This window comes from Bartonella sp. CM31XJBT (assembly GCF_028618555.1).
Lineage (GTDB): Bacteria > Pseudomonadota > Alphaproteobacteria > Rhizobiales > Rhizobiaceae > Bartonella.
Genome location: NZ_JAQITD010000028.1, coordinates 1 through 14,341 on the forward strand (window position 1 = coordinate 1; position 14,341 = coordinate 14,341).

Below are 14,341 nucleotides of genomic sequence, written 5' to 3' on the forward strand. Positions count from 1 at the left end.
AACTTACGCAGACCATTGAGCAGAATGCTTTGTTGTGGAACGATGACGCGCATGCCTTTGTGGCGCGTCATGTAAAGAACAAAGAGAAAGATGGTCAAGTTATAGCGGAACAAGAAAACAGCAAATTAAAGTTTCTATTAGATGGAGAAATTTCTAAAGGTTCGACAGAAGCGATCACGGGCAATCAGCTTTATTCAATGAATCAGACATTTGCGACGTATTTTGGTGGAGGAGCAGGTTATGATAAAGATGGACAATGGAAAGCACCAAGTTTTAAGGTTAAGACAGTTGATGCGGAAGGTAAAGAAAGTGAGGAAAGCTACAATAGTGTAGCGGAAGCATTTGCTGGTGTTGCGAGTTCTATCACGAATGTTCATAATGATGTAACCAATGTTGTCAGTGATAGCCTTGCCAAGCAGGATGAAAAGACAAAAGTTATCAATATTGGTACAGAAGTAGAAGGTACAGAACTCAATATTTCAAATAAAGACAAAGTAGATCGGACACTTTCTGGTGTTAAGGCAGCAGAGAATGACAATGAAGCAGTCAATAAAGCGCAGCTTGATAAAAGTCTGAAGGATCTTTCCAGCAGCCTTCAGTCTGATGATTCAGCTGTTGTGCATTACGATAAAAAAGATGGTGATAATGGCGGCATTGATTACACGAGTGTGACTTTAGGTAAAGGTAAGGATGCAGGACCAGTTGCACTTCATAATGTTGCCGAAGGTAATATTGCTAAGGATTCAAGGGACGCAATTACAGGTGGTCAGCTTTATTCCTTAGGGGACAATGTTGCAACTTATTTAGGTGGTGGCGCTGAATATAAGGAAGGTCAATGGAGTGCTCCAAGCTTTAAAGTTAAAACTGTCAAAGGTGATGGTAGTGATGTTGAAGATAAGGAATATAAAACTGTAGCGGAGGCATTGGCTGGAGTTGGTGCTTCCATCACCAATGTTCGCAAAGAGATTAACAATGAAATTACTAATGTTGTCAGTGATAGCCTTGCCAAGCAGGATGAAAAGACAAAAGTTATCAATATTGGTACAGAAGTAGAAGGCAGTGAAATCAATATCGCAAATAAAGACAAAGGGGATAGAATACTTTCCGGTGTGAAGGAAGCAACGAAGAATAATGAAGCAGTCAACAAAGAGCAACTTGATAAAAGTTTAGAGAAGCTTTCTAACAATCTTCAGTCTGATGAATCGGCTGTTGTTCACTATGATAAAAAAGATGGTGATAATGGCATCACTAATTATGCGAGTGTGACTTTGGGTAAAGGTAAGGGTTCTGCATCTGTTGGTTTGCATAATGTTGCCGAAGGTCAGATTAGTGAGAATTCGCATGATGCGGTTAATGGCGGTCAGATTTCTAAGGTTTCTCAGGATATTGCGGAATACTTAGGTGGAGGTACAAGCTTTAAAGATGGTACTTTCACGGGTCCAACCTATAAATTATCCAGTGTTGATGCAAAAGGCGAGGAAGTAGAAAAATCCTATAGTGATGTTGGTTTAGCCATTGAAAGCATTGATACGAATTTCAAGAATGTAAATAGCAACCTAACGAATAAGTTTAATGAACTTACTGAAAACATCACGAATATTACTCAGGAAGTTCAAGGCGATGCGCTGTTGTGGGATAAGGACGCAGAGGCATTTGTAGCGACGCATGGAGAGAAGGAAAGCAAGAGTAAGATTACATCACTTGCAGCTGGCTCTATAGTATCAGGCTCGAGTGATGCGATTACGGGTGGACAGATTTATGATCTGCAAAAACAGTTTGCTGGCTATTTTGGTGGAGGTGCTGGTTATAATGAGAAAGGCGAATGGCAAGATCCGGATTTCCAAATTCAGACTTTCAGCAATGATGGTACGAAAGGTGATAAGAAGAGCAGTAATAATGTTGCAGGTGCGTTTAATGACATTAATGACAGCATGAGCACTATCAACGCTCGTATTAAGGAAGTTTCAGAAGGAGTTGCACAAGATTCTTTATCATGGAGCAAGGCTGATGGTGCTTTTGTCGCCTTGCATGGAGAAAAAGATGGTGCAAAGACAAACAGCAAGATTAAGTTCCTTGCGGCAGGAGATATTACGAAAGAATCGACAGATGCAGTAAATGGCTCCCAACTTTATTCCTTAGGAAAAGATCTTGCATCGTACTTAAACGGTGATGCTAAGTATGAGAAAGATCAATGGTTGTTGCCTAGATTTAAAGTTACACACCTTAAAGAAGATGGCACATCAGAAGAAGCTGAGTACGATAGTGTTTCAGAAGCTCTTTCAGGTGTTGGTAATTCTTTCACGAATGTGGTTAAAGACTTTAATGACAAAGTCACGAATATTACTCAGGAAGTTCAAGGCGATGCGCTGTTGTGGAATAAGGACGCAGAGGCGTTTGTAGCGACGCATGGAGGAAAAGACGGTGAGAAGACCAACAGCAAGATAACGTCGCTTGCAAATGGTGACATTACTGCTAGCTCAAGCGATGCTGTAGCAGGAAATCAGCTATATGCTCTAGGTAACAGTGTTGCGCAGTCTTTAGGTGGTGATGCTAGTTATGCAGGTGGCGCTTGGACAGCTCCAAGTTTCAAAGTTAAGACCGTTAATGAGGATGGTACTAAAGTTGAAGAGAAGAAGTATGATAATGTATCGGAAGCATTTGCTGGTGTAGGAACATCTTTTGAGAATCTTCAAAAAGAGTTCACCCAAAACAACACGGAGGTTACTGAAAATATTAAGCAGAATGCGTTGTTGTGGAGTGATGAAGATAATGCGTTTGTAGCGATACATGGAGAGGGTGCTGGGAAAGGCAACAGTAAAATTAAGTTTCTTTCCAATGGAGAGGTTTCTGCAAGCTCAAGTGATGCGATCAATGGTTCTCAGCTTTTTGATACGAATAAGACTGTTGCATCTTATTTAGGTGGTGGCGCTGAATATAAGGAAGGTCAATGGAGTGCTCCAAGCTTTAAGGTTAAGATTGTCAAAGAAGATGGCAGTGCTGTTGAAGAGCAGAGCTATGATGATGTTGCCAAAGCATTTGCAGGTGTAGGGAATTCATTCACAAATATTCACAAAGAGCTTAAGAATGAGATTAACCAAGTTGTAGGAGATAGTCTTGTTAAGCAAGATGAAAAGACACATGTTATTAGTGTAGGGGGTGAAAAGAGTGGTACAGAAGTTAAGCTTTCGAATATTGATGGTGCTGCACGGATCCTTTCTGGTGTGAAATCAGGAACGCTTTCGGAAGCATCGAGTGATGCAGTGAATGGTTCACAGCTTTTTGCGACCAATCAAAATGTAAGCAGTGTGTCAAACAATCTTGAAACAACAGCTACGAATATAGCTAAATCTTTAGGTGGTGGCGCTGAATATAAGGAAGGTCAATGGAGAGCTCCAAGTTTCAAAGTTAAGACCGTTAATGAGGATGGTAGTGCTGTTGAAGAGCAGAGCTATGATGATGTTGCTAAAGCGTTTGCAGGTGTAGGGAATTCATTCACGAATATTCATAAAGAGCTTCAGAATGAGATTAATAGAGTTGTAGGAGATAGTCTTGTTAAGCAGGATGATGCTACGAAGGTAATCAAGATAGGTGGTGAAAAAGAGGGTAGTGCAATCACAATTGCAAATATGAATGGTGATGCACGTAGTCTCTCTGGCGTGAAAGCTGGAACACTTTCTGAAGGCTCGACAGAAGCAGTGAATGGTTCTCAGCTTTATTCCTTGAATCAGACGCTAGCGACTTATTTTGGTGGTGGCGCTCACTATGAAGATGGTCAATGGGTAGCACCTACTTTCAAAGTTACGACATTTAATGATGATGGTAGTCCAGAAGAGCATAGCTATCCCAATATTGCTGAAGCGTTTGCCGGTGTAAGCAATTCATTTACAAAGCTTCATAATGAGATTTCAGACAATATTGAGCAGAATGCGTTGTTGTGGAGTGATGAAGACAGTGCGTTTGTAGCGCTTCATGGGAAGGGAGATAAAAGAAGTAAGAGCAAACTGAAGTCAGTTTTAGATGGCGATATTTCTGAAGGTTCGACAGAGGCGATTACGGGCAATCAGCTTTATTCCTTGCATCAGACGCTAGCGATGTATTTAGGAGGAGGAGCTAGCTATGAAGGTGGCGAATGGAGGGCTCCGGAATTCAAGGTTGCACAATTCAATTCTGATGGTAGTTCGTCAGAAAAGAAGATTTATCATGATGTAGCAGGAGCTTTTGATGGTGTCAGTGATGGTATGACGAGTATCAACGACCGTATTCATGATGTTGAGAAGAGTGTGGCGAGCAATGGTTTGAATTGGAATGAAGAAGAAGGCGCGTATGATGCGAAGCATGATGGTAAGTCGAGTAAGATTACGAATGTATTGGATGGTAAGATAGAAGAAGGTTCGCAAGAAGTTGTTAATGGTGGTCAGCTTTGGAGCACGAATGAGAGGGTAAAAGAGGTTGAAGACAAAGTAGATACGATAGATCAACATGTGAAAGATATTGAAGTAGCCGTAACGGATGGCGTTGTTAACTATGATAAAGATAGTGATGGGAAAAAGACCAATAGCATTACGTTAGTAGGAGGCAATGACAGCGAACCTGTTATGATAGACAATGTAGCGGCAGGCAAGATTGCAACAGGTTCTCAGCAAGCTGTTAATGGCGGTCAGTTGCATGATTATACTGAAGAGCAGATGAAGATAGTTCTTGAAGATGCCAATAAGTATACGGATGAGAAAGTTAGTGGTCTTGTCAATGATGCTGTTAACGAGTCGAAATCCTATACGGATATAAAGTTTGAGACGTTGAATTATGCTATTCAGGATGTTCGGAAAGAAGCAAGACAAGCTGCTGCTATTGGTCTAGCAGTATCTAATTTAAGCTATGACGATACACCGGGAAAATTAAGTTTTTCATTTGGTACGGGTGTATGGCGCAGTCAATCTGCACTTGCTCTTGGTGCTGGTTATATGTCTGAAAATGGAAGATTTCGCTCTAACGTATCTGCAACGAGTTCTGGGGGACATTGGGGGGTAGGTGCTGGATTTAGGGTAACACTGAATTAACAATAGAAAATTCGAAATAAATTTTCCTTCTCTTATCAAATGCGTCACATGTGCCATTTAAAGAGAAGGAAAGTTATTTTCATCATAAATGAATAGTAATAGAAGATAAGGGCGTATTTCGAGTAAAAATATATTTTTTATTATGAAATTTTATATGAAAAAATCATTTATCATCTCCAACAGGAATTATTTGAGTAATCGATATTTATTTTTAAGAGAGTTTTTTCCTTATAAGAGATATATATATTGTAATAATATTATTAATGAATGCAGCATTGTTTTTTATGACAAGATAGGGGGTATTTTATTTTGCATAATTCTACTGCTGATAAGATTATTATTGGATTGTATAATGCTATAAAAGGTGATCAATTACATGACAGTGAGCAGCAGATTAAGACAGTTTTTAATGATGCGAAAAAATATATAGATAAATGTTTTTCTGAATCCATAGTATAATGCAATGAGTAATGTTGTTAATGATGCAAAATCTTACACGGATACAAAATTTGAAGCATTAAGATGTGATATTAAGACAGCTCAGAAAGAAGCAAGACAGGCATCCTCTGTTGGTTTAGAAGTATCGAATTTAAGTTATTTTAATATCCTTTGGTCTTTAAGTCTTTGTTTTGGTAGTGGTTTATGGCGTAGTCGATTGGCTTGAGCTATTGGAACCGTTTATATGTCAGAAGATGGAAAGATTCGCTCTAATATATCTGTCACGAGTGCAAGAGGTTACAGGGGGTTAAGTGCAGGAGTAAACTTAACACTGCATTAATAATAAAAAACGCATTCGCCCTTGTTTCATCAGACAAGGGTAAAAATTTTATAAAGAAGTGATATTTTACACAGAAACTCATAGAGTAGTATACTTGTAAAGTTTTATAACAATGTATTCTGTAATAATAATCTTAGTGGGACTAATTTTAGTTACAGTGAAGCATTTTAACAAAAAAAATTACAAATGCAGAGTGATGTTTTTATATAAATTAATAGAGCACGCGTAATCGCACAATATTTTAAAACTGTACAGTTTATAATTTTATTAATAGGAATATCCACTAGGGGGTATGCTTAAAGAAATAAAAAATCTCATTTTTTCCATTTTTATTATTTTCTTTGTATGTAGCAGCGGGAATGATTAAGTAAGACTCACTTTGATCACAACAGGGATATTTAAAGCATAACGATGCACCAGCACTTTTATAAAAGCCTAAAGTGTAAACAATGAGGCTATGAATTCTTGAATTATTTCAAGAATCAGAAAGACGCATTATATAAAAATATAAAAAAATAATTAAATTATTTTTTCCTTGCTATTTTTTAATAATCTGTATAGAGTGCGAAAAATTAATTAAAAGAAACTAGAAATCTTCTCGCAAAGCGGGGTGCGGTAAGTTATGGAAAAATTACAAAATCACAATCGTCTGATCTCAAAAAGCTTTAAGAGATACAAATATAAAACTCATGGGTATCTCGCTTATTTTCACGACAAAAGCACAATAACCCTACAAAAAACGCTCTAAATTACTCAACAAATAACTTAACTCCCTTGCGCAATAAACATCCTTTATTGCCTCTTAAACACACAACACTTAATAATAGCGCGCAAACATGTTTTTTCTACACTTCTTTCACCTTTCTTCGCCTTTAAATTTAAAGGCTCTGCTACAGAAAGAAAATCCCCCCTAAAAGGGGAAAATAAACCTTATTAATCGGACTATCAATCAAGGTGGACTACAACCTCATTGATATCTTAGATAGTCCTCTTCCGCATTATGACAACCCTAATCTTTTATAAAACAAGAAAAAACTACCTCTAGAGCTTAGTAGCACCGGAATATGTCTTTTTAATGTTTTCAATATGTTTTTTTTACTTAGAGGATTTATTATGAAAAAAATATTATATACCACACCACACACACTAGCAGTGAGTAATTTAAAAAATTCTTGCTCGTCTTATCGATTACCTTTTATTAAAACGCTTTCATTAGTGTCAGTAGCTGCCTTTTTATCAAGTGCTTCTCCTGTTTTTGCTTGTGATCTTTGGGGTAATGTAGCGCAGTATTTTGGTGGAGGTACAAATATACGTAAAAGTATTGCGCCAACCTATATAATTAACGGTAAAATATATAGAGATGTTGGTTCTGCGTTGTATGGTTTGGAGAATTATGTCGCTGAAACTAGGTATGATAAGTTTGTTAAGCAAGATGCATCAGGACTTATTACAATTGGTGCGGACGTAGGTGGCAATAGAATAACTATCGCAAATAGCTCTCATGGATTGAGGACTCTTACTGGTGTTGCTGATGGTTGGGTTTCGCCAATCTCGTATGATGCAGTCAATGGTTCTCAGCTTTTTTCCCAAGGCATCAGTACTGCGATCTCTTTTGGTGGTGGTGCTGGATACGATAGAAAAGGAAACTGGAGTGCTCCTACTTTTACAGTTAAGGTCTTTGATAAAAATGGTAATGGAACTGAAAAGGACTATAAGAATGTTGCGGATGCCTTTACTGGCGTAAGTAGTTCTTTCACGAATCTTGATGCAAAGATTGAAAATATTAAGGTGGCAAGTAATAGTCTTGTTAAGCAAGATGATACAGGACTTATTAGCATTGGTGGAGAAGTAAGTGGAACTAAGGTAAGCATTGCAAACGTTGATAATGCAGTTCGGACTCTTTCAGGTGTTAAGGCTGGTTCGATTACAGCAATGTCTACTGATGCGATAAATGGTTCTCAACTTTATTCCATGAGTAATGTAGTTGCAGGCTATTTTGGCGGTGGTGCTGGCTATAAAGATGGAAACTGGAGTGCTCCTACTTTTACAGTTAAGGTCTTTGATAAAAATGGTAATGGAACTGAAAAGGACTATAAGAATGTTGCGGATGCCTTTACTGGCGTAAGTAGTTCTTTCACGAATCTTGATAAAAAGATTGAGAATATAGTCATTGATGCGACAGGTAACAGTCTTGTTAAGCAAGATGATACGGGACTTATTAGCATTGGTGGAGAAGTAAGTGGAACTAAGGTAAGCGTTGCAAACGTTGATAATGCAGTTCGGACTCTTGCGGGTGTTAAGGCTGGTTCGATTACAGCAGCGTCCACTGATGCGATAAATGGTTCTCAACTTTATTCCATGAGCAATGTAGTTGCAGGCTATTTTGGCGGTGGTGCTGGCTATAAAGATGGAAACTGGAGTGCTCCTACTTTTACAGTTAAAGTCTTTGATAAAAATGGTAATGGAACTGAAAAGGACTATAAGAATGTTGCGGATGCCTTTACTGGCGTAAGTAGTTCTTTCACAAATCTTGATAAAAAGATTGAGAATATAGTCATTGATGGGACAGGTGATAATCTTGTTAAGCAAGATGATACCGGACTTATTACCATTGGTGGAAAAGTAAGTGGGGCCAGGGTAAATATCGCGAATGTTGATAATGTGGCACGGACTCTTGCGGGTGTTAAGGCTGGTTCGATTACAGCAACATCGACTGATGCGATAAATGGCTCTCAATTTTATGCCATGAGCAATGTAGTTGCTAGTTATTTTAGTGATAATGCTGGATATGATAAAGATGGAAATTGGAATGCTCCTACTTTTACAGTTAAGGTTTTTGATAAAAATGGTAGTGGGACTGAAAAGAACTATAAGAATGTTGGGGAAGCGCTTTCTGGTGTAAGTAGTTCTTTTACGAATCTTAATCAAAAGATCGAAAGTGTGACAGGTGATAGTTTTGTTAAGCAAAATAGCGCTGGGCTTATTACGATTGGTGGAGACAAGGGTGGTGATAGAATAGATATTGCAAACGGTATTAATTTTCCACGAGTTCTCTCTGGTGTTAAAGGGGGTGCATTTACGGCAACATCGACCGAAGCAGTAAATGGTGGTCAGATTTATCTTATGACTCAGGCATTTGCAAGTTATTTTGGCGGTGGTGCTGGATATGATAAAGCGGGAAAATGGTCACCTCCTACATTTACAGTTAAAGCCTTTGATAAGGATGGTAATGAAACTGAGAAAAACTATACTAATGTTGCAGATGCGTTTTCTGGTGTTAATAGTGCTTTGGCAGGTTTAAATCATCAGGTTGTTGAGATAAAGAGTAAGCCTGGTATTGAAGAAAGAAATAAGCCCTCTCAAACTGATAGTTCGGATATTATTTCAGAAGGCTTTCCTTTTATGAGAAGCTTACCTAGTGCTTCAGGTAATGTGAAGGTTCCAACTACGATAACTGTTGCTCCTAAATCACCATTAAAACAAGTAAGTTTTATGAGTAGTGAAGGTGAAAGCCGGCGTCTTTTTGATATTGCTGCTGGTGAGATTTCAGAAACGTCGACTGATGCTATAACCGGTTCTCAGCTCTATTCGATAAACAACCAGATTGCTACTTATTTCGGTGGTGGTTCTGGATATAAAGGTGGAAATTGGAGTGCTCCGACTTTCACAGTTAAAGCCTTTGATAAGGACGGGAATGAGATTGATAAAGAGTATACTAATGTCGCGGATGCATTTGCTGGCGTTAATAGTGCTTTGGCAGGTTTAAATCATCAGGTTGTTGATATGAAGAATGGCCTTGGTATTGGTGTAACAGAGGATAAACCACAAGATGGTGATCCTTCGGATGTTATTTCAAAAGGCTTTCCTTTTATGAGAAGCGCACGTTTTCTAAGAAGCTTACCTCTTGCCATAGATGAGGAAGAAAGCGCCATAGATGAGGCGGATAATTCAACCACGGTAACTGTTGCTCCTAGTGAAATTTTAGAAAAGTCAACTTATGAGGTGACTGACAGTCAGTTTTCGCAGATGAATAACAGGGTAACCGACGTGACAGGCAGGGTGGATAAAGTTGAAAAAAATGTAACCGACGTTACAGGCAGGGTAACAGAAGTTGAAAAAAAGGTGAATGTTGCGGTTAGCTATGATACCGATGATAGCGGAAAGAAAATCAATAGCATCACTCTAAAAGGTGTCGATGACAGTGAGCCTGTTTTGATTACGAATGTTCAAGGTGGAAAAATTGAACATGGCTCTAAGGACGCAGTGAATGGTGGTCAGTTATACGATCATACCGCGGAGCAGATGGAGATTACTCTTGAAAGTGCGAAAAGGTATACTAAAGAACAAGTCGATAATGGTGTTAATGCGGCGAAATCCTATACCGATATGAAGTTTGACGCACTAAGTTATGATATTACGAATGTGCGCAAAGAGGCAAGGCAAGCAGCAGCGATTGGTTTGGCAGTCTCTAACTTACGTTACTTCGATGACCCAGGATCTGTGAGTGTTTCATTTGGTGGTGGTTTTTGGCGTGGACAATCTGCCTTTGCGATTGGTGCAGGTTATACATCTGAAGATGGCAAGATTCGTTCTAATCTATCAGCAACCAGTGCTGGCGGTCAGTGGGGTGTAGGTGGTGGAATAACTCTGAAATTAAAATAACACCAGAGAATATGAAAAACTACAATTTAAGCGAAGTTTCGCCCTTGTCTCATCAGACAAGGGCGAAATTTTATATTATAGAGAAGTAATATTTTACAGAGAAGTCCATAGAGTAGTATACTTATAAAGTCTTATAACAAGGTATTCTATAGTAATAATCTTAGTGAGATTGATTTTAGTAAAAAGTGAATTACTTTAACAAAAATTTTATAAATACAGCGTAATACTCTCATATAAATTGATAGAGTGCGTAATCGCACAGTATTTTAAAACTGTACGTTCTATAATTTCATTGATAGAAAATATCCATTGGGGGGATACGTTTAAAAAAATCAAAAATCGTATTATTATTATTTTATTTATTTGCTCTGTGCATAGCAGTAGCAATCATGAGGTACGCAACAGCGGCAATTATTAGTAAGACTCATTTTGATCAAAATGGGACACCTAAAACGAACGATTAAACAGAACCTCTAGACAAGTCTATAGTGCATGGAATCTATGAATTTTAAAGTTATAAGGATATTTTACGATTGTATAAATCGGAAAGACTCATTCTGTAAAAATAATTAAATTCATTTTCCTCTTGCTATTTTACGCAATAGTCTATAACATCGCGAAATATTCTTTAGTAAGACTCATTTTGGTAAAAACAGAAAGATGCTCGCAAGGGGGGCGCGACGGATTATGAAAAAAACAAACAATCACCTTCATTTTATTTTGAAGCTCTTTGAGAGAAAAAATCTAAAGCTCAAGAGTATACCTCTTACCCCCGCGATAAAAGCGTAGTGATTTCACAACAAGTACTCTAAATCATTCAGCCAACAACTTAACCTTTTCCCCTAATAAACATTACAGCCTCTTAATTATACAAAATGAACTCTTTTACTTTAAAAACTATAAACCGCAGATCTAACAATAGGGCGCAAGTACGTCTTCTTCATATCCGTTTTTCACCCTCATTCAGGAGTTTTGTTGCAAAAAAAACATCCTTCTTAAAAGCGGAAAAAATAAAAAACCCATTAACCAAACCTTTAATCAACGTCCATCACACCCTTGCCGGACTTCTAATTACTTCTGTTTGCCTCTGCGGCAAACTCAAACTTTATAGAGAACAAACAAAAATCACGTCGTTAATCACCCCTAGCACTGAAATATGACTTTTTAATGTTCTAAATATGTATTTCTTATTTGGAGAATTTGTTATGAAAAAATTATATACCACACCAAAAGCGCTAGTGGTGAATGATTGTAAAAATTCTTGCTCGTTTTATCGATGGCTTTTTATTAAAGCGCTTTCATTGGCTTCAGTGATTATATTTTTATCAAATGTTTCTCCTGTTGCTGCTGCTACTCAGATTTTAAATAACATATCAAACGACTTTAGTGGTGGTACAAATGCGCTTAAAGCTATTCCGCCAGCCTACGTAGTTGGCAGTAAATTGTATAGAGATAGTGGCTCTGCATTTGTGGAGGGGGAGGATGCCCCCAAGAACTTAAGTCTTAATATTAAGTTTCAGACTAAAGCTGCTTTTGATGCTGCATTTGCAGGTACGGAAGGTTATAAGAATGTAGAAGGTTATAAAAGTGTTGCTGATGCATTTTCTGGCGTGAAGAGTGTTTCCACAAGTTTAAATCATCAGATTGTTGAGATAAAGGAACCCCATGCTATTGGGGGAAAACAAGATAATCCATATCAAAGTGATGATAGGCATGAAAACACAGGCAGCTTTCCTCTTTTAAGAAGCTTACCCAGTGGACTAACTCGAGCGGATGATGAAAAGATGTTAACTTTTGCTCCTACCTCATCATTAACTGTAGTAACTTTTCGGAATAGTGAAGGTGAGACACGGCGTCTTGTGGATATTTCTCCTGGTGAGCTCTCAAAAACGTCAACCGATGCCGTTAATGGTTCCCAGCTTTATGCTCTAGGTGATAAAGTTGCAAAATCTTTAGGTGGTAACGCTAGGTATGAGAATGGCACGTGGACTGCTCCTACATTCAAGGTTAAGCGCTTCAATTCTGATGGTGACGTTATTGACTCGACTTATGACAGTGTCGCGTCTGCATTTGCCGGTGTTGGTGATTCTATCACGAATATTAAAAATGAGATTAGCAAAGAAATTGCTGGTGAAAAAAGTGCTTCTTTAATCTGGAGCCAAACGGCGAATGCCTTTGTAGCGACGCATGGGGATAGTAAAGAGAACAGCAAGATTACGTCTCTTAAAAATGGAGACATTAGTAGAACGTCAAGTGATGCTGTAGCGGGTAACCAGCTTTATGCTCTAGGTGATAAAGTTGCGCAGTCTTTAGGTGGTGGTGCTAAGTATGAGGATGGCAAATGGAGCAAACCTAAGTTCACGGTTAAAACAGTAAAATCTGATGGTACTGAGAGTGAGGAGAGCTATACAGATGTGGCTTCAGCGTTTGCCGGCGTAGGCACTTCTTTCACGGATTTACATAAAGAGATTACCAATGAAATTAGCACTGCTCAGGCTGACGCGTTGTTGTGGGATAAAGCTAAAGGTGCGTTTGTAGCGACGCATGGGGACAGTAAAGAGAACAGCAAGATTACGTCTCTTAAAAATGGAGACATTAGTGGAACCTCAACGGATGCTGTAGCGGGTAACCAGCTTCATGCTCTAGGGAGCAGTGTTGCAAAATCTTTAGGTGGTAAAGCTAAGTATGAGAATGGAACTTGGAGTGCGCCTACATTCACGGTTAAGAGCGTGAAAGAAGATGGCAAAACAGAAGATAAAGAGTATCATGATGTAGCAACAGCGTTTGCTGGTGTAGGAACTTCTTTCGCGAATGTGAATAATTCTATCACGAATATTAAGGATGAAATTAGCAAAGATATTGCTGAAGCAAAGAGTGATTCCTTGAATTGGAGCGACACTGCACATGCCTTTGTAGCGACGCATGGGGACAGTAAAGAGAACAGTAAGATTACGTCTCTTAAAAATGGAGACATTAGTAGAACGTCAACGGATGCTGTAGCGGGTAATCAGCTATATGCTCTAGGGAGCGGTGTTGCGAAGTCTTTAGGTGGTAAAGCTAAGTATGAGAATGGAACTTGGAGTGCGCCTACATTCGCGGTTAAGAGCGTGAAAGAAGATGGTAAAACAGAAGATAAAGAGTATCATGATGTAGCAACAGCGTTTGCTGGTGTAGGAACTTCTTTCGCGAATGTGAATAATTCTATCACGAATATTAAGGATGAAATTAGCAAAGATATTGCTGAAGCAAAGAGTGATTCCTTGAATTGGAGCGACACTGCACATGCGTTTGTAGCGACGCATGGTGAAGAGAAGGCAAGCAGCAAGATAACATCGCTTACCAATGGGTCTATAACTAAAGACTCAAGTGATGCTGTAGCGGGCAATCAGCTATATGCTCTAGGGAGCAGTGTTGCGAAGTCTTTAGGTGGTAAAGCTAAGTATGAGAATGGAACTTGGAGTGCGCCTACATTCGCGGTTAAGAGCGTGAAAGAAGATGGCAAAACAGAAGATAAAGAGTATCATGATGTAGCAACAGCGTTTGCTGGTGTAGGAACTTCTTTCGCGAATGTGAATAATTCTATCACGAATATTAAGGATGAAATTAGCAAAGATATTGCTGAAGCAAAGAGTGATTCCTTGAATTGGAGCGACACTGCACATGCTTTTGTAGCGACGCATGGTGAAGAGAAGGCAAGCAGCAAGATAACATCGCTTTCCAATGGGTCTATAACTAAAGACTCAAGTGATGCTGTAGCGGGCAATCAGCTATATGCTCTAGGGAGCGGTGTTGCGCAATCTTTAGGTGGTAAAGCTAAGTATGAAGGTGGCACATGGACAGCTCC

General features: G+C 38.8%; 3 protein-coding genes and 1 pseudogene. All 4 read left to right on the plus strand.

Going from position 1 to position 14,341, the window contains the following annotated elements:
• The first annotated feature begins 29 nt into the window (after positions 1–29).
• Positions 30–5,057 carry a Vomp family autotransporter gene (locus PVV63_RS08935; RefSeq protein ID WP_273791567.1) on the plus strand — a complete coding sequence of 1,676 codons (5,028 nt, stop codon included), beginning with the start codon at positions 30–32 and terminating at the stop codon, positions 5,055–5,057.
• Positions 5,058–5,520: 463 nt separating this feature from the next.
• On the plus strand, positions 5,521–5,721 hold the full coding sequence (locus tag PVV63_RS08940) for a hypothetical protein (protein WP_273791568.1): 201 nt from the start codon (positions 5,521–5,523) through the stop codon (positions 5,719–5,721).
• A gap of 1,227 nt (positions 5,722–6,948) precedes the next feature.
• A complete protein-coding gene (locus PVV63_RS08945; protein WP_273791569.1) occupies positions 6,949–10,497 on the plus strand; it encodes a YadA-like family protein in 3,549 nt (1,182 codons plus the stop codon).
• Positions 10,498–11,702: 1,205 nt separating this feature from the next.
• Positions 11,703–14,341 (plus strand): annotated as a pseudogene (locus PVV63_RS08950) (hypothetical protein); the annotation flags it as partial.